The organism is Arthrobacter sp. FW306-1B-F12A, assembly GCF_058781865.1.
The window spans coordinates 1-24,851 of record NZ_JBYSXD010000050.1; the positions used below are offsets into that span (position 1 = coordinate 1).

27 protein-coding genes are annotated in these 24,851 nt (G+C 65.6%); 23 read left to right on the forward strand and 4 right to left on the reverse strand.

Annotated features, from left to right (window positions below; all coding sequences use genetic code 11):
• The 3 genes from infB to AC3WJU_RS18735 all read left to right on the forward strand — a co-directional run.
• On the forward strand, positions 1-2,526 hold a 2,526-nt coding region (gene infB / locus AC3WJU_RS18725; RefSeq protein ID WP_492260562.1), incomplete at its 5' end, for a translation initiation factor IF-2.
• A gap of 235 nt (positions 2,527-2,761) precedes the next feature.
• The gene (gene rbfA, locus AC3WJU_RS18730) at positions 2,762-3,271 is read left to right on the forward strand and encodes a 30S ribosome-binding factor RbfA (protein WP_236816645.1); all 510 of its coding nucleotides are present in this window, start codon (positions 2,762-2,764) and stop codon (positions 3,269-3,271) included.
• A gap of 116 nt (positions 3,272-3,387) precedes the next feature.
• Entirely contained in the window at positions 3,388-3,873 is a 486-nt protein-coding gene (locus AC3WJU_RS18735; RefSeq protein WP_284989356.1) for a nucleoside deaminase, read from the forward strand.
• A 3-nt stretch (positions 3,874-3,876) separates the two neighbouring features.
• Here AC3WJU_RS18735 and AC3WJU_RS18740 read toward each other — a convergent pair whose 3' ends face one another.
• Positions 3,877-5,031: a pyridoxal phosphate-dependent aminotransferase gene (locus AC3WJU_RS18740; protein ID WP_441433211.1), complete on the reverse strand. Its 1,155-nt coding sequence runs from the start codon at positions 5,029-5,031 to the stop codon at positions 3,877-3,879.
• A gap of 86 nt (positions 5,032-5,117) precedes the next feature.
• Here AC3WJU_RS18740 and truB point away from each other — a divergent pair, with 86 nt between their 5' ends.
• The 9 genes from truB (at position 5,118) to AC3WJU_RS18785 (ending at position 13,833) form a co-directional block, all read left to right on the forward strand.
• On the forward strand, positions 5,118-6,038 hold the full coding sequence (truB, locus tag AC3WJU_RS18745; RefSeq protein ID WP_306962816.1) for a tRNA pseudouridine(55) synthase TruB: 921 nt from the start codon (positions 5,118-5,120) through the stop codon (positions 6,036-6,038).
• A gap of 2 nt (positions 6,039-6,040) precedes the next feature.
• Positions 6,041-6,394, forward strand: coding sequence for a hypothetical protein (locus tag AC3WJU_RS18750; protein WP_284989353.1), 354 nt, complete (start codon positions 6,041-6,043; stop codon positions 6,392-6,394).
• Between the two features lie 2 nt (positions 6,395-6,396).
• Positions 6,397-6,846: a hypothetical protein gene (locus tag AC3WJU_RS18755; RefSeq protein ID WP_441433213.1), complete on the forward strand. Its 450-nt coding sequence runs from the start codon at positions 6,397-6,399 to the stop codon at positions 6,844-6,846.
• Between the two features lie 116 nt (positions 6,847-6,962).
• Positions 6,963-7,946, forward strand: a complete 984-nt coding sequence (locus AC3WJU_RS18760) for a bifunctional riboflavin kinase/FAD synthetase (protein ID WP_284989351.1) — start codon at positions 6,963-6,965, stop codon at positions 7,944-7,946.
• 9 nt (positions 7,947-7,955) lie between these two features.
• Positions 7,956-8,810, forward strand: coding sequence for a tryptophan 2,3-dioxygenase (gene kynA / locus AC3WJU_RS18765; RefSeq protein WP_492260563.1), 855 nt, complete (start codon positions 7,956-7,958; stop codon positions 8,808-8,810).
• Between the two features lie 199 nt (positions 8,811-9,009).
• Entirely contained in the window at positions 9,010-9,279 is a 270-nt protein-coding gene (gene rpsO / locus AC3WJU_RS18770) for a 30S ribosomal protein S15 (RefSeq protein ID WP_028266602.1), read from the forward strand.
• 254 nt (positions 9,280-9,533) lie between these two features.
• Positions 9,534-11,786, forward strand: coding sequence for a polyribonucleotide nucleotidyltransferase (locus AC3WJU_RS18775; protein WP_284989349.1), 2,253 nt, complete (start codon positions 9,534-9,536; stop codon positions 11,784-11,786).
• A gap of 154 nt (positions 11,787-11,940) precedes the next feature.
• The gene (locus AC3WJU_RS18780; RefSeq protein ID WP_492260564.1) at positions 11,941-13,284 is read left to right on the forward strand and encodes a M16 family metallopeptidase; all 1,344 of its coding nucleotides are present in this window, start codon (positions 11,941-11,943) and stop codon (positions 13,282-13,284) included.
• A gap of 87 nt (positions 13,285-13,371) precedes the next feature.
• Complete coding sequence (locus tag AC3WJU_RS18785) at positions 13,372-13,833, forward strand: DUF1579 family protein (RefSeq protein ID WP_284989347.1); 462 nt, start codon at positions 13,372-13,374, stop codon at positions 13,831-13,833.
• Positions 13,834-13,858: 25 nt separating this feature from the next.
• Here the strand turns inward: AC3WJU_RS18785 and AC3WJU_RS18790 are convergent, their stop codons facing one another.
• The 3 genes from AC3WJU_RS18790 to moaA form a co-directional block, all read right to left on the reverse strand.
• Positions 13,859-14,152, reverse strand: coding sequence for a hypothetical protein (locus tag AC3WJU_RS18790; RefSeq protein ID WP_492260565.1), 294 nt, complete (start codon positions 14,150-14,152; stop codon positions 13,859-13,861).
• Between the two features lie 80 nt (positions 14,153-14,232).
• Positions 14,233-14,499: a MoaD/ThiS family protein gene (locus tag AC3WJU_RS18795; protein WP_284989345.1), complete on the reverse strand. Its 267-nt coding sequence runs from the start codon at positions 14,497-14,499 to the stop codon at positions 14,233-14,235.
• Between the two features lie 4 nt (positions 14,500-14,503).
• Positions 14,504-15,634, reverse strand: a complete 1,131-nt coding sequence (gene moaA / locus AC3WJU_RS18800; protein ID WP_492260566.1) for a GTP 3',8-cyclase MoaA — start codon at positions 15,632-15,634, stop codon at positions 14,504-14,506.
• 172 nt (positions 15,635-15,806) lie between these two features.
• Here moaA and AC3WJU_RS18805 point away from each other — a divergent pair, with 172 nt between their 5' ends.
• From AC3WJU_RS18805 to dapA, 11 genes are all read left to right on the forward strand, one after another.
• A complete protein-coding gene (locus AC3WJU_RS18805) occupies positions 15,807-16,544 on the forward strand; it encodes a response regulator transcription factor (RefSeq protein WP_284989343.1) in 738 nt (245 codons plus the stop codon).
• Positions 16,531-17,799 (forward strand): sensor histidine kinase, encoded by a 1,269-nt coding sequence (locus AC3WJU_RS18810; RefSeq protein ID WP_476910565.1) that lies wholly within the window; start codon positions 16,531-16,533, stop codon positions 17,797-17,799. Before AC3WJU_RS18805 ends, AC3WJU_RS18810 begins: the two co-directional genes overlap by 14 nt.
• Positions 17,796-19,355 carry a molybdopterin-dependent oxidoreductase gene (locus tag AC3WJU_RS18815; RefSeq protein WP_492260567.1) on the forward strand — a complete coding sequence of 520 codons (1,560 nt, stop codon included), beginning with the start codon at positions 17,796-17,798 and terminating at the stop codon, positions 19,353-19,355. The genes AC3WJU_RS18810 and AC3WJU_RS18815 overlap by 4 nt, the downstream gene beginning before the upstream one ends.
• 46 nt (positions 19,356-19,401) lie before the next feature.
• Positions 19,402-20,622 carry a molybdopterin molybdotransferase MoeA gene (locus tag AC3WJU_RS18820; protein ID WP_476910567.1) on the forward strand — a complete coding sequence of 407 codons (1,221 nt, stop codon included), beginning with the start codon at positions 19,402-19,404 and terminating at the stop codon, positions 20,620-20,622.
• Entirely contained in the window at positions 20,610-21,158 is a 549-nt protein-coding gene (gene moaC, locus AC3WJU_RS18825) for a cyclic pyranopterin monophosphate synthase MoaC (RefSeq protein WP_492260568.1), read from the forward strand. Before AC3WJU_RS18820 ends, moaC begins: the two co-directional genes overlap by 13 nt.
• Positions 21,155-21,655, forward strand: coding sequence for a MogA/MoaB family molybdenum cofactor biosynthesis protein (locus AC3WJU_RS18830; protein WP_306962839.1), 501 nt, complete (start codon positions 21,155-21,157; stop codon positions 21,653-21,655). The genes moaC and AC3WJU_RS18830 overlap by 4 nt, the downstream gene beginning before the upstream one ends.
• Complete coding sequence (locus tag AC3WJU_RS18835; protein WP_236816685.1) at positions 21,645-22,100, forward strand: molybdenum cofactor biosynthesis protein MoaE; 456 nt, start codon at positions 21,645-21,647, stop codon at positions 22,098-22,100. Before AC3WJU_RS18830 ends, AC3WJU_RS18835 begins: the two co-directional genes overlap by 11 nt.
• A 61-nt stretch (positions 22,101-22,161) precedes the next feature.
• Positions 22,162-22,920, forward strand: coding sequence for a 4-hydroxy-tetrahydrodipicolinate reductase (gene dapB / locus AC3WJU_RS18840; RefSeq protein ID WP_306962842.1), 759 nt, complete (start codon positions 22,162-22,164; stop codon positions 22,918-22,920).
• Between the two features lie 4 nt (positions 22,921-22,924).
• Complete coding sequence (locus tag AC3WJU_RS18845) at positions 22,925-23,413, forward strand: hypothetical protein (RefSeq protein WP_441433219.1); 489 nt, start codon at positions 22,925-22,927, stop codon at positions 23,411-23,413.
• Positions 23,414-23,473: 60 nt separating this feature from the next.
• Positions 23,474-23,836, forward strand: a complete 363-nt coding sequence (locus AC3WJU_RS18850) for a hypothetical protein (RefSeq protein WP_306962846.1) — start codon at positions 23,474-23,476, stop codon at positions 23,834-23,836.
• 86 nt (positions 23,837-23,922) lie between these two features.
• Entirely contained in the window at positions 23,923-24,834 is a 912-nt protein-coding gene (gene dapA / locus AC3WJU_RS18855; RefSeq protein WP_059387812.1) for a 4-hydroxy-tetrahydrodipicolinate synthase, read from the forward strand.
• Positions 24,835-24,851: the final 17 nt, after the last annotated feature.

The following is a 24,851-nucleotide window of genomic DNA, read 5'->3' on the forward strand; positions in this document are numbered from 1 at the left end:
GCTCCCGCAGCCGCAGCAAGCCCCGTTTCCGCCAAACCGGGTGCCCGTCCGGCACCCAAGGCCGAAGCCCCTGCCCCGGCACGTCCGGGCAGCCAGGCACCGCGGCCAGGCGGCCCCCGTCCGGGCAACAACCCGTTTGCGACCTCGCAGGGCATGCCCCGCGGCCGTGGCGACGGCGAGCGTCCTCCCCGTCCGGGCAACAACCCCTTCGCAACTTCGCAGGGCATGCCGCGTTCCGGTGGCCGCACTGACGGCGAGCGTCCCGGCGGTCCGCGTCCCGCGGCCGGCGCAGGCGGTCCCCGCCCCGCAGCCGGTTCCGGTGGTCCGCGTCCGGGTGCTCCGCGCCCCGGTGCTCCCCGTCCGGGCGCTCCGCGTCCGGCAGGTGGCCCCGCAGGAAACCGTCCCAGCCCGGGCATGATGCCCAACCGCACCGAGCGTCCCGCTCCCGGTGGCGCAGGCCGTCCGGGCGGCGCTGGCCGTCCCGGTGGTGGCGGCCCCGGCCGTCCGGGTGGCGCTCCTGGTGCAGGCACCGGTGGCGGAGCTCCCGCCGGCGGTGGCTTCGGCAAGGGCGGCCGCGGACGCGGCGGTACCCAAGGTGCCTTCGGCAAGGGTGGCGCAGGACGCGGCAAGCAGCGCAAGTCAAAGCGTGCAAAGCGTCAGGAACTGGAGCAGATGAGTGCTCCGTCGCTGGGTGGCGTATCCGTACCCCGCGGCGACGGCAACACCGTAGTCCGGCTCCGTCGTGGCTCGTCCATCACGGACTTCGCCGACAAGATCGAGGCGAACCCCGCTGCACTGGTGACCGTGCTGTTCCACCTCGGTGAAATGGCAACGGCTACGCAGTCGCTGGACGAGGACACCTTCGGCCTGCTCGGCGCCGAACTCGGCTACAAGGTACAGGTTGTCTCTCCGGAAGACGAAGAGCGCGAGCTCCTCGACTCGTTCGACATCGATCTCGATGCCGAACTGGAAGCCGAAGGCGACGACGTCCTCGAACCGCGTCCGCCGGTTGTCACCGTCATGGGTCACGTTGACCACGGTAAGACCCGATTGCTCGACGCGATCCGGAAGACCAACGTGGTTGCCGGCGAACACGGCGGCATCACGCAGCACATCGGTGCCTACCAGATCAGCCACGTCCACGAAGGCACTCCGCGCGACATCACCTTCATTGACACCCCGGGTCACGAGGCGTTCACCGCCATGCGTGCACGTGGTGCCAAGGTCACCGACATCGCCATCTTGGTTGTCGCAGCCGACGACGGCGTCATGCCGCAGACGGTGGAAGCACTCAACCACGCACAAGCGGCCAACGTGCCGATCGTCGTCGCGGTCAACAAGATCGACAAGGAAGGTGCGAACCCGGACAAGGTCAAGGGCCAGCTCACCGAGTACGGCCTGGTTCCCGAAGAATACGGTGGCGACACCATGTTCGTTGAGGTTTCTGCCCGCCAGAACATCAACATCGACGAACTGATCGACGCCGTGCTGCTGACCGCAGACGCCGCTTTGGACCTGCGCGCCAACCCGGACAAGGACGCTCGAGGCATTGCCATCGAAGCGAACCTGGACAAGGGCCGCGGCTCCGTGGCCACCGTCCTGGTCCAGTCCGGTACCCTGGCCGTCGGTGACACGATCGTGGCCGGTACGGCCCACGGCCGCGTCCGTGCCATGTTCGACGAAGACGGCAACGCCCTCGACGTCGCGCTTCCGTCCCGTCCGGTCCAGGTCCTGGGCCTGTCCAACGTACCGCGTGCAGGCGACACCTTCCTGGTGACCTCCGACGAGCGTACGGCCCGCCAGATCGCTGAAAAGCGCGAGGCAGCCGACCGCAACGCGGCACTGGCCAAGCGCCGCAAGCGCATCAGCCTCGAGGACTTCGACAAGGCTGTGGCCGAAGGCAAGATCGACACCCTCAACCTCATCCTCAAGGGTGACGTTTCCGGTGCGGTCGAAGCCCTCGAAGACGCCCTGCTCAAGATCGATGTGGGCGACGAAGACGTTCAACTGCGCGTCATCCACCGCGGTGTGGGTGCCATCACGCAGAACGACGTCAACCTCGCCACGGTGGACAACGCCATCATCATCGGCTTCAACGTCAAGCCCGCCGAGCGCGTGGCTGAACTGGCCGATCGTGAAGGCGTGGACATGCGCTTCTACTCCGTCATCTACTCGGCAATCGATGACATCGAGCTGGCCCTCAAGGGCATGCTCAAGCCGGAGTACGAGGAAGTCCAGCTCGGTACCGCCGAGGTCCGCGAAGTCTTCCGTTCTTCCAAGTTCGGAAACATCGCCGGTTCGATCGTGCGCTCGGGCATCATCCGCCGTAACACGAAGGCCCGCGTCAGCCGCGATGGCAAGGTCATCGGCGACAACCTCACCGTTGAGACGCTCAAGCGCTTCAAGGACGACGCCACCGAGGTCCGCACGGACTTCGAATGTGGAATCGGTCTTGGCTCGTACAACGACATCAACGAAGGTGACATCATCGAGACCTTCGAGATGCGCGAAAAGCCGCGGGTCTAAGGTATTCGCTTTTGCGCGGGGTGCCTCCGAATTGTGGGGGCGCCCCGCCCCTACGCTGGGCGGCCCGGGATCTACGATCCTGAGCCGCCCAGCTCCGGTAGGCCCGATGCCACTCCCGGGCGCCCCCACAACTCTCCGGCATCGTCATAGACTCACCTCAGGTGCGTGGCAGCTTATGCAGACTCAACATTGCGAGCCGCCATTGCGCCGTCGTACGCAAATTTTAGGAGTAGAAATGGCTGATCCGGCACGCGCTGCCAAGTTGGCGCAGCGGATTAAGGTTGTTGTTGCTGAGGCACTGGGCCGGCGGATCAAGGATCCTCGGGTTGAGGGCATCACTATTACGGATGCCCGCGTCACCAACGATCTTCAGCACGCCACCGTGTATTACACCGTCTTCGGCGACGAAGCCGCCCATTCTGATGCTGTTCGGGCGTTGGAGAAGGCCAAGGGTGTTTTGCGCCAGGAAGTGGGCCGCAACATCACCGTGCGGCTGACTCCGACCTTGGAATTCGTTGCCGACCTCATCCCGGTCAACGCCTCGAACCTTGAGGAGCTCTTGCGCACCGCCAAGCAGCGCGACGCCGAGGTGGCCGCCCTGGCCGCCGGCGCCAAGCACGCCGGCGACGCAGACCCGTACAAGAGCGATGCCCCGCAGGATGCGGACATCGATGAAGACGATTTTGACGAAGAAGACATCGACCTCCGTGCCGATGAAGACATCGACGAAGACGGCGGCAAATAGTCCGGCGCTTCCCGGGTGGGGCCGGATCCGCAGTTCTCGCGACTGCCGGATCCGGTCCTGCGTGTTTAACCGTGAAAAGCCGGGCCAAAATGCTGGCCCGTCGCTAAGATCGGAGCATGGCGGCCCACGATGCAGCTCAGAGTCCCGAAGACTACCTTGAACACGCCGTGCGGCTCGCGGTTCAAAACGTGGCCGACGGCGGCGGCCCTTTCGGCGCCGTCGTGGTCACCCCGGACGGACGGCTCCACGACGGCGTCAACCGGGTCACCCGCGACAACGACCCCACAGCGCACGCCGAAGTAGTGGCCATCCGGCGGGCCGCGTCGGAACTGGGGAGCTTCAACCTCAGCGGCTCGGTGCTCTACTCAAGCTGCGAACCGTGCCCTTTGTGCCTCTCGGCGGCCCTATGGGGCCGGGTCAGCCGCGTCTACTTTGCCGCCGATCGGCACGGGGCAGCGGCCGCAGGCTTCGACGATGCCGTGTTCTACGAATATTTCGACGGCAACAGGCCCGACCTGCTGCCCGTCCAACACACTGACGTTCCTGCATCCGAGGCTCCCTTCGATGCCTGGCGCGGGCACAAGAACCGGACCAAATACTGAGGCTCACGTCCGCGCCGGGAGACGCCCGACGCCGTCGAGCAGTTGCTGCTGGTCACCGCACAAAGCGATCCTGATCCATCCTTCGCCGATGGAACCGAACGCGGTTCCCGGTGCCACGGCCACTCCAGAGTCTGCCAAGAAGGTGCGCACCCAGGCACGCACGTCCCCGCCGCTCACATGCGAGACGTCCGCCCAGAGATAGAAAGCTCCCTGGGCGCCCAGGAAGGGAATGCCCTTCTGGGCAAGCACCGCCGAGGCGGCGTCGCGGTTGGAACGGTAGTGCTCCCGTGCCGTGTCCACATAGTCCTGCGGGCCGGTCAGCGCCGCGACGGCAGCGTACTGGGACGGCGAAGCCACGCAGGAAACGATCGCTTCCATGACGTTGTTCATCTTCCGTTCGAGGCCCGGCGGGCAAATGAGTGCGCCGATCCGCAGTCCCGTCAGCCCGTACGTTTTGGACAAGGTCAGGGACGTGAAGACCCGGGCCTCCCCGGGAACGGCGCTGTCGAAGCGGGCGGGACTCGTGTGCGGAACGTCGAAGGTGAAGGCTTCGTAGCATTCATCCGAAATGATCCACAGATCGTGTTTGACGGCCAATTCCACGAGCTCGCGCGTCGTTTCCTCGCAGATCACTGCGCCCAGGGGATTGGATGGCGAATTCAGGACCAATACCTTGGTGCGCGGCGTGATCAGGGCCTCGATGTCCTCGATGCGGGGTTGGAACTCGTGCTCCGGGTAGAGCGGATACTGCACCGGGACGGCGTGCAACAAATGGCTTGTCATGGCAAAAGTCGGGTAGCCCGGATTGGGAATCAGGATCTCGTCGCCGGGGGAGAGGAGCAGGCTCATGGCGAAGTGCAGTCCCTGCTGGGCTCCGTCCACGACATATACGCGCTCCGCCCCGATATCCACGTGGTTGTGGGCACGGAAGCGGTCGGCGAAGGCTTCACGCAGCGCCGGGATTCCGGCATTGGGGGTGTAGTTGGTCTCGTCCCTGTCCAGGCACGCGATCCCCGCGTCCAGGATATGCCGGGGCAGCGCGAAGCCCGGCTCGCCGATGCTGAGGACGATCGCCCCGGGGGTGCTCCAGGCCGCCTCGGTGATCTCGCGGATCTGGTTCACGGGCACTTCGCGGACGTGTGCGGCAAGCTCAGGCATGGGAGCCATCTTAGCCGCGGTCCCGGAGCGTCCAGGGAAGCCGCGGGCCGCAGGATGCATGCCCCGGCGCGGATATACTGGGAGGCGTGCTTTCTGGACTGGTAATCGTTGACAAGCCGCAAGGATGGACCAGCCACGATGTGGTTGGACGGATGCGGCGACTGGCCGGTACCCGGAAAGTGGGCCATGCGGGGACCCTGGATCCCATGGCCACGGGGGTGCTCGTGCTTGGCATCAACAAGGCCACGCGATTGCTGACCTACATCGTGGGCACCTCCAAGACGTACTCCGCCACCATCCGGCTCGGTGAATCAACCATCACGGACGATGCCGAGGGCGACATCACGGCAAGCCGCAGCGCCGCCGCAGTCACTGAGGACGCCATCCGTTCCGGCGTCGCGCAGCTGAGCGGCGAGATCCAGCAGGTCCCCAGCAGCGTCAGCGCCATCAAGGTCAACGGCGAACGGTCCTACGCGCGCGTGCGTTCGGGGCAAGAGGTCAAGCTCGCCGCCCGGCCCGTGACCATCCACCGTTTCGAGATCCACGCCATCCGGAGGGTCGACGACGGCAGGGTGGTGGACATCGACGTGACCGTCGAATGCTCCTCAGGCACCTACATCCGCGCGCTGGCACGCGACCTGGGCGAGGCTCTCGGCGTCGGCGGCCATCTGACGGCGCTGCGCCGCACCCACGTGGGACCGTACTCCCTGGAGCAAGCCCGCACCCTCGAACAGCTTGCCGAGGAACTGGAAGTCCTCGACATGTCCGCCGCCGCCCGGGCGCTCATGCCCAACCGGGAACTGAGCGACGCCGAAACCACCGAAATCTCCTTTGGCCGCAGGATCGCCGCGGGGCCCGCAGCGGGCACGGCCGACGCGGCCACCGCCGAGAACCCGGCTGCCGCGTTCTCTCCGTCAGGAGAGCTGGTGGCGCTGTTGGCCGATGCGGGGAGCTTCGCCAAGCCCGTCCTGGTGTTCGCCCCCGACAACGAAAAGCAGGCACAGTAACCATGGACGGATACTTTTACGCTGTCCTGATAGTGGGCCTGTTGTCCACCATCATTTGCGTCGCGGCCGGCATCATGAAGAAGGCCCCCAACGACGTCACCATACTGTCGGTTGCCGCCGTCGAACTCGTCCTGCTGGTCTATCTGGTGGGATCGATCATCCGCGTGGCGATGGGTGAAAAGATCGCGGGGGAGCCCTGGGAATTCTGGGGCTACATCATCACGGCGCTGATCCTCCCCGTCGTCGCGGTGTACTGGTCCATCCTGGAGCGGACCCGTTGGAGCAATTTCGTCATGGGCGCCGTGGGCGTCACCGCATTGGTCATGGCGGCCCGCATGAACCAGATCTGGTACTGACATTGGAAGAAGCACACGAAGTGACTGTTGAAACCACCGGGAAGAAGAACCGGGACACCCGCAACACCGGGCCCGGGAGGCTGCTGATTGCGGTCTACGCGGTGTTCGCGATCTCGGCCACGGCCCGTGCCGGCTACCAGATCCTGACCAAGTTCTCGGATGCTCCCTTGGCCCACATCCTCTCGGCTTTCGCCGCCGTGGTGTACATCGTGGCGACGGTCTCCCTCGCGAAGCCGGGCCGCACGTGGTTCAAGGTGTCCCTCGCGGCCGTCCTTGTTGAGATGATCGGCGTGGTGGTGGTTGGCGCCATCAGCCTTTTCGATCCGGTGGCTTTCCCGCACGACACTGTGTGGTCCTTGTTCGGACGTGGATACGGCTTTGTGCCGTTGATCCTGCCGGTCCTGGGACTACTGTGGCTCTACCGTCGGCGTCCGGCACCACTCACGCAGTAGAAATCGGAGCTCCGCCACCGGGCAAGGGCGCCGTGGGATAGCGGGTAACCTTAGAGAATTCCGGCGCCGGAGCAGGCACCGGGCATAGTGAATACCAGCAGTAAAAGGCGAGGTTGATGGTCCACATCTGGAACGATCCCACCGAGGTCCCCGAGGATTTCGGTCCCAGCGTCGTGACCATCGGCAACTTTGACGGCGTCCATCGCGGACACCAGCAAGTGCTGACGCAACTGTTGCGCACGGCAAAGCAGCACGGTGCGCGGTCCGTCGTCGTGACCTTCGATCCCCACCCGGCACTGGTCCATCGGCCCGACTCCGCTCCGGAGCTCCTCATGGGGCTGCAGGACAAGCTCGATGCCCTGGCCGGCACGGGCGTGGACGCCGTCCTCGTCATGAAATACAACCTCACGCTTGCCGCCATGACGCCCGAGGAATTCGTCGTCAAGGTCCTGCTGGACGGGCTTCACGCAGCACATGTCGTTGTGGGCCACGATCTTCGTTTCGGCGTGGGAAATTCCGGCGACGTCGGCACCATGCAGGAATTGGGCAAGGAACTCGGATTCGGCGTCCACGTGGTCAACGAGTTCGGCGCGGAAGGCTTTCCAGTACACGACGACGGCGGCACGGACCGCCGCTGTTCCTCCACCTGGGTGCGCGAGGCCCTTGCCGAAGGCGACGTCGAGACCGCGTCCGCCGTCCTCGGCCGCCCGCACAGGATGCGCGGCGAAGTGGTCCATGGCGCTGCGCGCGGACGCGCCCTGGGCTTTCCGACCGCAAACCTCGACCACGGCGCCACGGGCTACGTACCGGCGGACGGAATCTACGCCGGCTGGCTCGTGGACGAATCCGGAACCCGCTGGCCAGCCGCGATTTCAGTGGGTTCCAACCCCACGTTCGACGGCGTGAGCCGCCAGGTGGAAGCGCACGTGATCGACCGCCCCGAGGAGGCGGTGGAGGACTTCAACCTCTACGGCCAGACCGTCGTGGTGGAATTTACGGCGCGGCTGCGAGGCATGGTGGCCTACCGCGGACCCGAGGCCCTGGTGGAACAGATGCGGCTGGACGTCGTCCAAGCCCACCATCTCCTGCTGGACAAGTAGCCCCCTACCGTGAGCGTTGAGAAGAACACCCGGCCACTCGACGAAGGCATCGTCAAGGACTTCAGCTCACGCATGAGCTACGCCTCCTACCTGCAGCTGCCCGTGCTGCTCAGCGCCCAGCAACCTGTCAGCCAGCCTGAACACCATGACGAACTCCTGTTCATCATCCAGCACCAAACCACCGAGCTCTGGCTAAAGCTGGTCCTGCACGAACTCCGCAGCGCGGCCGCCTGGCTCCGCCAGGACGACCTCGGCTCCGCGCTCAAGGCCATCGCCCGGGTCAAGCACATCCAGAAGACGCTCACCGAGCAATGGTCGGTGCTCGCCACGCTCACCCCCACCGAGTACTCCCAGTTCCGTGGCTTCCTGGGCAATGCCTCCGGCTTCCAGTCGAGCCAATACCGCGCGGTCGAGTTCATCCTCGGCAACAAGAACGCCAAAATGCTGCCAGTGTTCGAATCCGATCCGGAGTCCCACGCCATGCTGGAGGAGCTCCTGCACGCCCCCAGCATTTACGACGAATTCCTGGCCTTCCTCGACCGGCACGGCTACGACGTTCCGCGGTCCGTCCTGGACCGGGACGTCACCCAGGCCCACGAGTTCGCCCCCGAGCTCTTGCCTCTTTTCAAGCACATCTACGAACATGCCGCGGACAACTGGGCGGCGTACGAAGCGTGCGAGGAACTGGTGGACTTGGAAGACAACTTCCAATTGTGGCGCTTCCGGCACCTCCGCACGGTGCAGCGGACCATCGGCATGAAGACCGGAACCGGAGGCTCGAGCGGTGTGTCCTTCCTGAAGAAGGCCCTTGACTTGACGTTCTTCCCTGAGCTTTTCGCCGTCCGGACCGAGATCGGGCAGTGAGCGGCGGCCGTCGTTGACGAGGCTTTGATGAGGGTCACACGGCAGCTTTCGACAAGATTGCCGGGCTGCCGGTAAACTGAGGGATGGATCCGGCTGCAGTCCGTGGCGGCTGGACCTGTTTTGTGTGCGGTCATCGGCGCATTACAACCCGGCAGCGAGGCGCTGAATCGGGACGCACGGCACAACTCTAGGAGTTCACGTGGCACTTGAAGCCGCTGTTAAGCAGTCCATCATCGAGGCATACGCAACGTCCAAGGGCGACACTGGTTCGCCGGAGGTCCAGATTGCAGTCCTGACTCAGCGGATCAAGGATCTGACTGAGCACATGAAGGAGCACAAGCACGACTTCCACACCCAGCGCGGTCTGCTGGCCATGGTTGGTCGTCGCAAGCGCATGCTGGGCTACCTCAAGAAGACTGACATTGCCCGCTACCGTGCGCTCATCGAGCGCCTCGGCCTGCGCCGCTAGTTTGACTTCGGGCGGCCCGATCCTCCGCGGAACGGGCCGCCTTTTCTCCATAACTAAATCCAACACTTAACAGGAGTTCAACCGCATCGCGCATTCGCGGTCCTCGGTAGTGATCCCCGGGAGCAGCCTTCTGTGATGAAGGCACAGCCCGTGGGTCTCGATCGATGACCGGGTGTCGTACAGGCCAGGAACAGACGCTGGCCTGGGTCGATGCGGGAGGACTTCCGCTAAACAAGAAACGGAGGTGACTCTCAATGGAGGGTCCCGAAATCCAGTTCTCAGAAGCCATCATCGACAACGGCCGCTTCGGCAAGCGTGTAATCCGCTTCGAAACCGGCCGCCTCGCCAAGCAGGCAGCCGGCGCCGCGATGGTCTACATCGACGAAGACACCGCACTGCTGTCCGCAACCACCGCAGGCAAGTCCCCGCGTGAAGGCTTCGACTTCTTCCCGCTGACCGTCGACGTCGAAGAGCGCATGTACGCCGCCGGCCGCATCCCGGGCTCGTTCTTCCGCCGTGAAGGCCGCCCGTCCACCGAAGCCATCCTGGCTTGCCGCCTCATGGACCGCCCGCTGCGTCCCGCGTTCGTCAAGGGCCTGCGCAACGAGGTCCAGATCGTCGTGACCGTCCTGGCGATCAACCCGGACGAGCTCTACGACGTCGTGGCCATCAACGCCTCGTCCATGTCCACCCAACTCTCCGGCCTCCCGTTCTCCGGCCCGATCGGCGGCGTCCGCGTTGCCCTCATCGCCGACGAACAGGGCACCGAATGGGTTGCCTTCCCGAAGCACTCACAGCTCGAGAACGCCGTCTTCAACATGGTTGTTGCCGGCCGCATCGCCGGTGACGACGTCGCCATCATGATGGTTGAAGCCGAAGCCACGGACAACTCCTGGAACCTCATCAAGGAACAGGGCGCCACCGCTCCCACCGAAGAGGTCGTTTCCGAGGGCCTCGAGGCTGCCAAGCCGTTCATCAAGGCCCTGTGCGAGGCCCAGGCTGACCTGGCCGCCCGCGCTGCCAAGCCCACGGTTGAATTCCCGGTCTTCCTGGACTACCAGGACGACGTTTACGCCGCTGTTGAAGCCGCCGCTGCCGAGAAGCTTGCTGCTGTCTTCCAGATCGCCGACAAGCAGGACCGCGACAACGCCTCCGACGAACTCAAGGACGAAGTCCTTGGCGCCCTCGCCGGCGAGTTCGAGGGCCGCGAGAAGGAACTGTCCGCAGCCTTCCGCTCCTTGACCAAGCAGGTTGTCCGCCAGCGCATCCTCAAGGACCAGATCCGCATCGACGGCCGCGGCCTGACGGACATCCGCCAGCTGACCGCCGAGGTAGAGGTCCTGCCCCGCGTTCACGGTTCCGCCATCTTTGAGCGTGGAGAAACCCAGATCATGGGTGTCACCACGCTGAACATGCTCAAGATGGAACAGCAGATCGACTCGCTGTCTCCTGTCACGCGCAAGCGCTACATGCACAACTACAACTTCCCGCCGTACTCCACCGGTGAAACCGGCCGCGTCGGCTCCCCGAAGCGCCGCGAAATCGGCCACGGTGCACTCGCAGAGCGCGCCCTGGTTCCGGTTCTCCCGTCCCGCGAGGAATTCCCGTACGCCATCCGCCAGGTGTCCGAGGCCCTCGGCTCCAACGGTTCGACGTCGATGGGTTCCGTCTGTGCCTCCACGCTGTCCCTGCTCAACGCAGGCGTGCCGCTGAAGGCCGCCGTTGCCGGTATCGCCATGGGCCTGGTTTCCGACCAGGTTGACGGTCAGACCCGCTACGCTGCCCTGACCGACATCCTCGGCGCCGAGGACGCTTTCGGCGACATGGACTTCAAGGTTGCCGGTACTTCCGAGTTCGTCACGGCCATCCAGCTGGACACCAAGCTCGACGGCATCCCCGCATCGGTCCTGGCCGCAGCCCTGAAGCAGGCCCGCGAAGCCCGCCTGCACATCCTGGACGTCATCAACGCCGCCATCGACACCCCGGACGAGCTCTCCGAGTTCGCACCGCGCGTGATCGCCGTCAACATCCCCGTTGACAAGATCGGTGAGGTCATCGGCCCCAAGGGCAAGATGATCAACCAGATCCAGGAAGACACCGGCGCCGACATCTCCATCGAGGACGACGGCACCGTCTACATCGGCGCCACCAACGGTCCGTCTGCTGAAGCAGCCCGCGCCGCGATCAACGCCATTGCCAACCCGCAGATCCCGGAAATCGGTGAGCGTTACCTGGGCACGGTCGTCAAGACCACCACCTTCGGTGCGTTCGTTTCCCTGACCCCGGGCAAGGACGGCCTGCTGCACATCTCCGAGCTGCGCAAGCTGGCCAGCGGCAAGCGCGTGGACAACGTCGACGACGTCGTCTCCGTGGGCCAGAAGATCCAGGTCGAGATCACCAAGATCGACGACCGCGGCAAGCTCTCCCTCTCCCCGGTTGTGGCCGAGGAAGAAGGCGCCGTCTCCGAGGAAGCTCCCGCCGAAGAGGCTGAAGTTTCCGCCGAGTAGCCTGAACCGGCAAACACGCGGCAGGACCGGTGGACATGTCCACCGGTCCTGCCCGGTTTTAACAACGGATTCCCGTCCCGGGGGCGATGCGCCCGCTGGTACGATTGCAGCCAGATTTGGCACCCATGATTTCCCGCAGAACTGAAAGGTCTTGATGACTGTCGTACCCCTCCCATTGGCGCAGACCGTGCCCGGCGGCGAATTGATCCATGGCGCCGAAGGCGGCTCCGTTGTCCGGCGTTCAGTGCTTCCGGGAGGCGTCCGGGTGCTCACAGAGGCCATGCCCGGGCAGCGATCCGCAACCATCGGATTCTGGGTGGGTGTCGGTTCCCGGGACGAGGCGGACGGCCAGCACGGCTCCACCCACTTCCTTGAGCACCTCTTGTTCAAAGGCACCAAGAAGCGCACAGCCCTGGAGATCGCGTCCGCTTTCGACGAGGTCGGCGGTGAATCGAACGCGGCCACCGCGAAGGAAAGCACGTGCTACTTTGCGCGGGTGCTGGACACAGATCTTCCGATGGCTATCGACGTCATCGCGGACATGATCACCGGCGCCGTGCTGGATCCTGCGGAACTTGAGCAGGAACGCGACGTGATCCTTGAGGAAATCGCCATGGACAGCGATGACCCCACCGACGTCGCACATGAAAACTTCGTGGCCGCAGTGCTCGGTGTGCATCCGCTGGGCCGACCGATCGGGGGCACCCCTGCCGCCATCAAGGCTGTGTCCCGCGATTCGGTGTGGGCACACTACCAGCGCTACTACCGACCCGACGAAATCGTGATCACCGCTGCCGGCGGCCTGGACCACGACATCGTGTGCCGCCTCGTGCTCGATGCCTTGCGGACGGCAGGCTGGGAGCTGAAGGACACCGCCGCCCCCGTTGAGCGCCGTTCCACCGAGCGGGCGGACATCACGGGTACCGCAGGACTGCATGTGATCAAGCGTCCCGTGGAGCAGGCCAACATCATCATGGGTTGCCCCTCGATCGTGGCCACCGACGATCGGCGCTTCGTGATGAGCGTCCTGAACGCTGTCCTTGGCGGTGGCATGTCTTCGCGCCTCTTCCAGGAGATCCGCGAAAAGCGGGGCCTCGTCTACTCCACCTATTCCTTCGCTTCCGCCTATGCCGACGCAGGCTACTTCGGCATGTACGCCGGCTGCACGCCGTCGAAGGTCAAGCAGGTCCTGGAACTCCTGGGCGCCGAGCTGGACAAGCTCGCTGCCGACGGAATCACGGACGAGGAACTGCGCAAGGCCGTCGGCCAATTGTGCGGCGGAATCGTCCTGGCCCTTGAAGACACCGGTTCGCGGATGTCCCGCCTCGGCCGCGCCGAGCTCGTCTCCGGCGAATTCCAGGACATCGACGAAACGCTGGACCGCATCAAGGCCGTCACCGCCGAGCAGGTCCAGGAACTCGCCCGGGTGCTCGCCGAAGCCCCCCGCACCGTAACCGTCGTCGGGCCCTTCGAGGAAACCGAGACCTTCGGCCTCTGAACCCGCGTCCGGGTGGGGAAGGCTGGACGCGCCTGCTCGATCGGGAACATGATGGTGACGTATCCATCGTCCCGCGCAGGAGTCGCCATGAACGAGCCATTGAAGAGTCATGCACACACTGCGCTGGAGGCATTCCTGGGTCATTGGCGGGGGAGCACCGAGCTTGCGGCCTCGCCCTGGGGACCCGCCCGGACCGCCGACGCCGAGGTGACCTTCTCGCGCGCGGCGGGAGGCTACGCCTTGGTGCAGAGCTACCGGCACATCGAGCCTGACGGCACCCATTTCGAGGGCCACGGTGTCTTCACCGTTGACCCGGACCACGGAGAGACCCTCTGGTACTACGTGGACAGCATGGGCCGGCCACCGGAAGCTCCGGCCCGCGGGCATTGGGAGGACGGCACGCTCAGGCTTGAGCGGCGTAGTCCTCGCGGGACCGCGCGCCACACCTTCAAGGTGGACGGTGGCGTGCTGACCCACACGGCGGAACTGAGGCTCGGGGATGCCCCGACGTTCAGCCCGTTCATGGTCTCTGTGTGCAGGCGCGTCTAAGGCACACGTCCGGCAGGCACAGCGTTCAGAGGACCTTGGCCTCCAACGACTCAACGATCCGCGCATCCGGCATGCCGTCGAGCGAGGCCGGCCTTGCAGGTCCACTCCACACCCGTGTCCGCAAGGTGTCCAGCATTGATTCAGCGCGCTCCCGCTCGGCGAAATCAAGCTCAATCAGGACCCGCTGGGAATCGTCCACGGGCTTGGAGACCCTGTACGAAACAACGCCGGAGCCGGCGCGATCTGCCGGATCCGAGTCGAACGACCGCTTCCATGCGTCGAAGTCGTTCACGGCGTGTTCGATCAGGAGGGTGTACATGGCTGTTCCTTTGCTGTTGCGCGGATAGGCACAGCGTAGGCTCCTTGGACCCCGGGAGCCACCCTCCGGCCGTGGCCGGCTCAGCCCCCGGCAAACGGCGGGAGGACGTCGACGACGTCGTCCGCACCGAGAGCGGCCGAATGGTCGCGGACCGCTATCTCGTTGCGCAGGAAGCTGCTGCGCGAAATGATCCGGGCCAGGGGCGGCGTGCCGGCCGGTGGTTCCGGACGTTCGACGGCGAGCACGGCCGCGATCAGCCCGTCCAAGCTGGTTCCGTCCGGGAGATCGTGGTGTTCCTCTTCGACGCCTGCCGCGGCGCGCGCGGCAGCGAAGTATCTTACGAGCAAAGCCTCAGCCTCCGATGGCGCTCATGCTGCGGTCTGGTTGGACGAAGTCGGGTGCGCCGAGGCCGGTGTGGTCCATGCCGTGTGCCTTGGGTTTGATCCACATGGCGTCCTGCCAGCGTTGGGCGAGTTCCTGGTCGCTGGCCCCGGCCCGGAGCAAGCCGAGGAGGTCGAATTCTTCGCGGGAGAACAGGCAGCTCATGATCTTGCCTTCGGCGGTGATCCTTGTGCGCCGGCAATCGGAGCAGAACGGTTCGGTGACGGAGGCGATGATGCCGACGGTGCCCAGGAGCGGACCGGTGGCTTGGACGGATGCCGGGTCCCGCCGTCGTACTTCGAATCGTTCCGCCGGTGCGCCGTCGCGTTCGCGCGGGTCCGGGGCCAGGGCGAAGTCGCGGGAGAGCAGTTCGCGGATCTCGGCTGCGGTGATCATGTCGCGCCGGGTCCAGCCGTGGTCGGCGTCCAGCGGCATTTGTTCGATGAAGCGCAGTTCATAGCCGCGCTCCACTGCCCAGGCCAGGAGCTCGGGGGACTCGGCGTCGTTGATTCCGCGCATGAGGACGGCGTTGATCTTGACCGGTCCCAGGCCTGCGGCCCGGGCGGCGTCGACGCCGGCCAACACCTTGTCCAGGAAAGGCCGCCGGGTCAGCTTCGTGAAGGTTTCTTCGTAGAGGGAGTCGAGGGAGACGTTGATGCGGGTGAGTCCGGCTTGCTTGAGCGCTGCTGCTTTCTTGTCGAGTCCGACGCCGTTGGTGGTCATGGAGATCGGCAGATCGGGGTGCGCCTGGCGGAGGGCGGTGATGATGTCCACCAGGTCGGCGCGGACCAGGGGCTCGCCTCCGGTGAGGCGCAGTTCGCGGACCCCGAGGTGTTCGACGCCGATCCGCACCAGCCGGACGATCTCGGCGGCGGTCATCACGGCTTGTTTGGACAACCATTCGAGGCCTTCGGCCGGCATGCAGTAGGTGCAGCGGAGATTGCATTTGTCGGTCAGGGACAAGCGCATGTCGGTGGCCCGGCGTCCGTAACGGTCGAACAGGCCCGGAGGAGTTCCGGCAGGGCGCGGCGGAGGAGCAGACACGCTGCTTCCCGTCCCATCGCCCGTAGGGGGCAACGGCATGCCTAGCTGAACACTCATGGGTTCAGGCTACGCCAGGCAGGGCCCGAGCGTGATATCGGCCACCAGTCACGTTCGTCATCCGCTCCCGTGGAAGGCAACGCAAGAGGTGACTTCTTACGGAATGCATACGGTTGGCCCGTGGACGCCCGGAACACGTACCGCGGGCACCACGCGAATCTATGCTGAAGGTGTGAACACGCAGCCCGCCCCGCACGGTGCCGACGTCGGCAATCGGCGCATCCTGCTGGTCGAAGACGAACAGACCATCGCCGACGTCGTCCGGGACTACCTGGTCCAGGCAGGCTTCCAAGTCGATCTCGCGGGCGACGGCTTCACCGCGCTGAGCCTCGCGGCCGCCAGGCGGCCCGACCTTGTCATCCTGGACCGGATGCTGCCCGGACTCGACGGCGTGGAAGTGTGCCGCAGGCTCCGCCTGGCCATGAGCGTACCGATCATCATGGTGACCGCCCTCGGCACGGAAGACGACCGGATCCTGGGATTGGAAAGCGGAGCGGACGACTATGTCACCAAGCCCTTCTCACCCCGCGAGTTGGTCCTCCGCGTGAAGTCCGTCCTGCGCCGGAGCATCCGGGAATTCAGCCCGGAACCGCCAGTCGAACTCGCCGGCTTCGAATTGGATCCTGCCTCGCGCACAGTGCTCCAGGATGGCAAACCCCTGATGCTTACGGTGCGTGAGTTCGATCTGCTGGCGTTCCTCCTCCGCCGGCCCAACCAGGTGTTCAGCCGCGAGGATCTCATCAAGGCAGTGTGGGGTTGGGACTTCGGGGATTTGTCCACTGTGACCGTCCACGTCCGTCGCTTGCGGGAAAAGATCGAAGACAACCCCACCACCCCGGTGCTGCTCAAAACGGTCTGGGGAGTCGGCTACCGCTTTGACGCGAAGGAAGGTGGACATGCAGCCGGCTGAAATGTTCACCATCCTGGGCTGGATGCTGTTGTGGGCTGTCCTCATCGGCGCCTTGACCCTTGCCTTGCTGCGTTTCCTGCGTGGCGCGTCGATCCTGGTCCAGATTTGCCTCGTGGTGGTGGCCACCGTTGCCGTCCTCGTGGCAGGGATGGTGAGCGCCTTCAATGCGATGTTCATTTCCGCCCTGGACCTCGAAGTCATGTGGTACATCCTCGGGGTAGCCTCGGCCGTGGCGATCGCGATTTCCCTGGTCCTCGGGGCCGGGGTGTCCCGCAACGCCATCCGGCTCGTCGCAGCAACGCGGCGCCTCGGCAGCGGAGAAGCCCTCGATGGCTCCTTCCTGCCACAATCGGGATCGCGCCGGGCCGGACCGGCAATGAACTCCGAGCTCGCCCAGCTAGCCCAGGAACTCGAAGCGAGCAGCGTCAAACTTGAGGAATCCCGGCGACGGGAAGCCGCCGTCGAAACCGCCCGCCGCGAACTGGTCTCCTGGATCTCGCACGACCTCCGGACCCCTTTGGCCAGCATGCGGGCCATGGCCGAAGCGCTGGAAGATGGCATGGCCTCCGACATCCCCGCGTACTACCGCAAGATCATCGCCCAGACGGACCAGATGGCGGTCATGGTCAACGACCTCCTGGAACTGTCCAAAATCCAGGCGGGAACGCTCCGCCTGAGCGCAGAATCCCTCGACCTCTACGACCTCGTGAGCGACGCCATCGCCGATCTCGCGCCCCTCGCCGCCCAACGCGGCATCCGGCTCGACGGCGGCGGCGACCGGGAGTGCATGGCCGTCGCGGACGGCCCCAGCCTGGGACGGGCCGTCCGGAACGTGCTGCTCAACGCGATCATCTACAGCCGGCCCGACGGCGGGGTCATGGTTCGCGTCGGACGCGACGGGAGCGACGCCGTCGTCGACGTCGTGGACAGCTGCGGAGGCATCGACGAGGAGGATCTCGCCCACGTTTTCGAGACCGGCTGGCAAAAGGACCGTTCCCGGGGAGCGGGGAAGCCTGTGGAAGGGGGTGCACCGCGATACAGCGGAGCAGGCGTGGGGCTCAGCATGGTGGCGGGCATCGTGAAGGCTCACGGCGGCACGGTCACGGTGGCGAACACCGGCGAGGGCTGCCGATTCACGCTCCGCCTTCCGTCAGGTGCACAGGCCGCCCCGGCCCACGCCGAGGTATTTCCGAAGCAGACAGTCCACGCGGACACCGTTCCGTCCGAGAGCCCCAAACAGGCAGGCACATTATGAGCAGGACCACTTCGAAGAAAGCCGGTACCAGGACGGCCGTCCGGTGGGCGGCGGCGTGCGGCGTGGTGGCCATCGGGTTCGGGGTGGCGGCCGGCGAGTTGCTGGCCGGGTTCCTGAGCCCGTCCGTTTCACCGGTCACCGCGTTGGGCGGTGTGGTCATCGACGCCGTGCCGGGTTGGGCCAAGGAACTGGCCGTCAACCTTTTCGGCACCGCCGACAAACTTGCCCTGATTGTCAGCATCGCCCTGGTGACCTTGGTCCTCGCCGCGGTAGCAGGACTTCTGGAGTATCGGCGAAAAGGAGCGGGGCTCGCGCTCGCCTTGCTCGCTGGAGCTGCGGGGCTGGCTGCAGTGCTGACCCGTGCCCAAGCCGCGCCGACAGCCGCAATCGCCCCTGTCGTGGCCACGATGGTCACCATGCTTTTCCTCCGGCTCCTGATCCAGCGGCTGGAAACCTGGCGACCCGTGCCCGTTGCAAGCGACATGCCCTTGGCGCGCCGAAGCTTTATGCAATTGCTGGGTGGAACCGCGATAGCAGCGGCGGCGGCGGGGATCGTCACGACCCTCGTGCGGAGGGCGGGAACGGTGGCATCCGATTTCCGCCGCGGGGTGGCGCTTCCTGCCCCGGGGACGCCCCCGCAAAAGGTTCCCGACGGCGCCGCCCTCACCTTGGCGGGCCTGCAGCCGCTCGTCACGCCGAACCCCGACTTCTACCGGATCGACACCGCGCTGATCCCGCCTGCCGTGAATCCGCCGGACTGGACCCTCAAGGTGACTGGCCTGGTGGAACGCGAAGTCACCTTGGATTTCGCCGCCCTGCTGACGAAGCCGATGATCGAGCGTCACGTGACCATCGCGTGCGTATCCAATGAAGTCGGCGGAGACCTGATCGGCAACGCCCTCTGGCTGGGCTGGCCGGTCCGCGAACTCCTCGCCATGGCCGGACCAAAGCCCGGTGCGGACATGGTGCTCTCCCGCAGCACCGACGGCTGGACCGCCGGAACCCCCCTCGAGGCGCTCACCGACAACCGGGACGCGATCCTCGCCGTCGGAATGAACGGCGAACCCCTGCCGCTGGAGCATGGCTTCCCCGTCCGGATGGTCGTCCCGGGCCTCTACGGCTATGTTTCGGCCACCAAATGGCTGACCGAACTGAAGGTGACGCGTTTCGCCGACGATCAGGGCTACTGGGTCCCTCGCGGTTGGAGCGACCACGGTCCCATCAAGACCCAGTCGCGCATCGACGTGCCCCGGGACGGCCGCTCAGTAAAGGCAGGAACGGTCCAGTTCGGCGGTGTCGCGTGGGCTCAACACCGCGGCGTTTCCCGGGTGGAGCTGCGCGTCGACCGCGGCAAGTGGCAGGAAGCCAAGCTCGCGCCCGGGATCTCGTCGGATACGTGGTACCAATGGCAGCTGGGCCTTGAGCTGGGCTCCGGGAACCATGAAGTCCAGGTCCGTGCCACCGATGCCACGGGTACGCCGCAGCCCGAAGCCCAAACTCCCGTCGCCCCGGACGGCGCCACGGGGTTCCACACCATCCATGTCACCGCCAACTGACATTAGGCTGTGAAAGTCTGAGCGAACCAATCCGGGAGGAACCCTCGTGGCACGATCCGTCGCAGCACACCGCCAAGCCGTCCAGGAGCTGCTGTCCGGCCTCGCGGACACGAAGGGCACCGAGGAGCTTCCGCTGATGGGGGCGCTCGGCCGGGTACTTGCCGCCGATGTCCTGGCCCCGCTCAGCCTGCCGCCGTTCGCCAACTCCCAGATGGACGGGTTCGCCGTCCGCTCAGCCGACCTTGCCCCCCACGCAGGGAGCGACGCCGGTGCGGAGCTGACGGTCGTGGACCCGGTCCCGGCCGGCGCGGCACCGGTCCGACTCATCCCGGGCACCGCAGCCCCGATCATGACGGGCGCCATGATGCCCGAGGGGGCCGACGCCGTCGTGCCTATCGAACAGGCCCTGCCCGATGTCTTTCCCGTCCCCGGCGTGCCAGCAACTGTCCGTCTTCCCACCACCGAGCCGGGGACGTTCGTCCGCGACGCCGGGAGCGACATCACCGCGGGAACCGTCGCCTTGCACGCAGGAACTGCCCTCGGGCCCGGGCAATTGGGGCTCCTCGCCGCCTTGGGGATGACCGCCGTCGAGGTCCGCACGCCGGTGCGCGTGCTCCTGGTGACCACGGGCGACGAAGTCGTGGAACCCGGCACGTCCCTGCCGGCAGGCAAGATCTACGATTCCAACGGAACCCTGCTCGAAGCCGCCATGCTGCAGTCCGGCCTCCACGTCACACGGACGGGAATCAGCGGCGACGATCCCGCCGAGCTGTTGGCGCTCCTCCGCGGCCGGAGCGGGACCGTCGATCTCATCGTCAGCACCGGGGGCGTCAGCAAAGGAGCCTACGAAGTGGTCCGGCAGGCGATGATGGGCCACGCCGTCGAATTCGTGTCGGTGGCCATGCAACCCGGCGGCCCCCAAGGGATCGGAATGTTCGACGGCGTGCCCTTCCTGGGATTCCCGGGCAATCCCGTGAGCTGCCTCGTGTCCTTCGAAATGTTCCTTCGCCCGGCGCTCGCCGCCGTGGTCGGAAGCCCCGCCTTGCGGCCCAGCCTGCAGGCCCGCCTTACGGAGTCTTTGACTTCGCCCGCCGGAAAACACCAGGTCCGCCGCGGAACGCTGCTTCCGGGGGGAACAGTCCGGCTGGAGGGCGGTGCCGGCTCCCATCTCATCCATGCGCTGGCCAACTCGAACGCGCTGGTCCAGGTGCCTGCGGCCGTCACGGAACTCGACGCCGGGGCGGAAGTGGAAGTATGGATGTTGTGAACGACACTCCAGAACCCGCCGGCATGGTCGGCGGCGCCCTTACGCATTTGCGCCACGATGGTACAGCCCAAATGGTCGACGTCTCCGGGAAGGCCGTGACCACACGGGAGGCGACCGCCACGGCCACCGTCCACAGCACCGCCGAGGTGCTTTCCTTGCTCGGCGCCGGTGAGCTTCCGAAAGGCGACGCCCTCGCGGTAGCGCGCGTTGCGGGCATCATGGCAGCCAAGAAGACGCCCGAACTCATCCCGCTGTGCCACCCGCTGCCGATTTCCAAGGTCACCGTGGACTTCAAACTCGGCCCGGACACGGTGGTTGTCCTGGCAACGGTGAAGACCAGGGGCGTCACGGGCGTGGAAATGGAAGCGTTGACTGCGGCATCGGTGGCTGCCTTGAGCGTCTACGACATGATCAAGGCAGTGGACAAGCACGCAGTCATCAGCGGCATCCAGGTGCTGGCCAAGAGCGGCGGAAAGAGCGGCGACTGGGCCGTTCCCGCCCCGTCCGGCGCGCCCGGCGAAGGAGAGCGCACATGAACGCCTGCGAACCCGTCCGTGGGCCGCGGAAGGCCGGCGTGGTCATCGCCTCCAACCGTGCCGCGGCAGGAATCTATGAGGACAAGAGCGGCCCCGTGATCCTGGACTGGCTGGTCGAACACGGCTACGAGACCTTCCCCGTCATGGTAGTGCCGGATGGGGAGCCGGTCGGTGCCGCCATCCGGGCGCTGCTGACCCTGGAACCCGCCGTCGTCATTACGAGCGGCGGTACCGGTCTGAGCCCCGATGACCGCACTCCGGAAGTCACCTTGCCTTTGCTTGACCGAGAAATACCGGGGCTCATGGAAGGCATCCGGCGCGCCGGTGCCGCCAAGACCCCCATGGCGATGTTGAGCCGGGGCCATGCAGGTACAGCCGGCAAGACGTTCATCGTGAACCTGCCGGGCTCACCGAAGGGCGTAATGGACGGCCTTGCCGTCCTTGATCCTGTCATCGCCCACCTATGCGATCAGTTGGAGGGAAGCCATGACCACTGAAACCGACTTCGAAGTCATCAGCGCGATCCTCAGCGCGGAGCCGATTTCCGTCGACCAGGCCATAGCGGCGGTTGAATCGGACACGGCGGGAGCGGTAGTGAGCTTCAGCGGCGTGGTCCGGAACCACGACGGCGGCAAACCCGTCGACAGGCTCAGCTACAGCGCCCACCCCACGGCGCACCAGGTCATGGCCGACGTCGTCGCGAAGCTCGTGGCCGAGCACTCGGGGGAGGCAGCCCAGCCTGTACGGATCTGGGCAGCGCACAGGATCGGCCTGCTGGAGATTGGCGAACCTGCGCTCGTCTGCGCCGTTGCCGCTGCACACAGAGGACAGGCTTTCGCAGTGTGCTCGGAGCTCGTGGACAGGATCAAAGCGCAAGTGCCCATCTGGAAGGAACAGTTCTTCAGCGACGGCACGGTCGAGTGGGTCGGGGCAGGGGAGTAGCTTCCCGGCGACCCCACGTTGGGGCGAAAAACCCGGCGCGCCGCCCGGTAGGGTTAAGGGCATGACCGAACAACTTGCTGTCGCCGTTCTGGGCGCCCAGGGCCGCATGGGTATCGAAGCCGTCAAAGCGGTGGAGGCAGCCGCCGACATGAAGCTCGTCGCGGCGCTCGGCCGCGGCGATTCCCTTGATACCCTGCTCGACGCCGGTGCGAAATATGTCGTCGACCTGACCGTTCCGGACAGCACCGAAGCGAACGTCCGCTTCGCCGTCGAACACGGCATGCACGCTGTTGTCGGCACTACCGGCTGGGACGCCGAGCGGCTCGCGGCCTTGCGCGGCCTGCTTGCGGCGAACCCGGAATCCGGCGTCCTGATCGCCCCCAACTTCGCCCTCGGCTCCGTCCTCGCCTCGGCTTTCGCCGCCAAGGCCTCCAAGTATTTCGAATCGGTGGAAATCATCGAGCTGCACCACCCGAACAAGGTGGACGCGCCCTCGGGCACGGCCGTCCGCACCGCCCAGCTCATTGCCGCCGCCCGCGAAGAAGCCGGCGTCCCGGCCAGCCCGGATGCCACGAACACGGCCCTCGACGGTGCCCGCGGTTGCGACGTGGACGGTGTCCGCGTCCACAGCGTCCGTTTGCGTGGACTCGTGGCGCATCAGGAAGTGCTCCTCGGCGGCCCGGGAGAGCAACTGACCATCCGCCACGATTCCTTCGACCGGGCGTCCTTCATGCCCGGTGTGCTGCTGGGACTGCGCAATGTGGCGTCCCACCCCGGGCTGACCGTCGGCCTGGACGGCTATTTGGATCTGGGGCTGTAGGCGCATGGGCTCGCTCTGGAAAGCATTCAAGGAGAACCGCACCAAGATCTGGGTGGGTGCCGTCACCCTGTTGCTGGTTCTCTACCTCGTGGTTACCTTCGAGCGCTCGATCCTGCTGCTCAGTGACGCGAACCTGGTCGCCAAGGGAATCGGAGCCGCCTACCTGGTGCTTCCGATCATTGGAGCGTGGGCATTGATCCGCGAGCTTGTTTTCGGTGCGCGCACGGAAAAGATGGCGAAGGTGCTCGAAGCCGAAGGCGGGCTGCCGGTGGACAACCTGCCGCGCACGCCGGGAGGCCGCATCGTGCGTGCAGCCGCGGACGCCGAGTTTGAAAAGTACCGCGTGAAGGCCGAGGCCGCCCCCGAGGACTGGCGTTCCTGGTTCCGGCTCAGCTGCGCCTACGATGCCGCCGGCGACCGCAAGCGCGCGCGGGAATCCATGCGCGACGCCGTGCGACTCTTCCGCGCTGAGCCCACCGCAGCGGAGCGGTAGCGGCCGGCCCCTCGGAGAGAACACCTTGTATTCGAATATATGTTCGAATACCATGGCTGCATGAACGATCCTTCGAAGCGGCCGAATGGCTATCCCCAAGGCCTGGATGGGCCCATGAAGGCGATGAGCCCGGGCGTCGTCGATTTCCTCTTCCGGCAGCTTGTCGCAGGGGAACCCCCTGAAGATGTGCAGTGGCGCCGCGAGGGAACCGTTCTGGGCGAACAGCAACCGGGCGCCGAACTTGCCAGGCGGCTCGCGGAGACCGACGTTGAATCGCTGACCCCCGTTGAATTGTTCGACTATGTGCGGGCAGCACAGCGGCTGGGAGCGTGGGCGGACCGCTTGCGGGAGTCCGCGGTTGCCCGGTATTGCTCGCCGGAGAGGCCAGCGACGCCCGGGCGCCACAGCGACGCTTCGGCCTGAGGCCGTGCTCCCATTTCGTTGAATTTGACGACAATCACGCGGGCCCCATTCTCCTAACCCGCAGCTGACAGGGTAACGTTTTTGATATGTCTGACTCTCGTGCGAACGTTCCTGCTCTCGGTACCCTTCTGACCGCCATGGTCACCCCGTTCACCAAGGACGGCGAAGTTGACTACAAGCAGGCAGCGGAACTGGCAGTCAAGCTTGTTGACGACGGCTGCGATGGCCTGGTGGTCACCGGAACAACGGGGGAGACGTCCACGCTCACCGACGAGGAAAACCTCGGCATGTTCCGCGCCGTGAAGGAAGCCGTGGGCGGTCGGGCGGCAATCATCGCGGGCACGGGAACCAATGACACCGCGCACTCGGTGCACCTCTCCCAGGAAGCCGCGAAGCTCGGCGTCGACGGACTCCTGCTCGTCACCCCGTACTACAACAAGCCGAGCCAGGCTGGCGTCCGGGCCCACTTCGAGGCCATTGCGTCCGCCACCGAGCTTCCTGTCATGCTCTATGACATTCCTGGGCGTTCCTCCATCCAGATCGCGCCGGAGACCATGATCGGCCTTGCCTCCCACCCAAACATCGTTGCGGTCAAGGATGCCAAGGCCGATTTCGCCGCGGCCACACGCGTCATGGCGGAAACCGACCTTCTTTTCTACTCGGGGGACGACGGACTGACCCTCCAGTGGATGGCCATGGGTGCGGTGGGCCTGATTGGCGTCACCACCCACGTTGTCACCCGCCGCTTCCGTGAGCTGATCGACGCCATCAACTCGAACGACCTTGGCACGGCACGCAAGATCAACTTCGAACTCGAGCCCGTGATTCGCGCAACCATGACCCGGGTCCAAGGCGCCGTCGCCGCCAAACAAATTCTTAAATGGCAGGGAGTCCTGCCCAACTCGGTTGTCCGTTTGCCCCTCGTGGAGCCGGACGCCGCCGAGATCGCAATCATCCGCGAGGACTTGGCGGAAGCTGGAATGGACTTCACTGTCTAGAACGATTCCGCCGGAAA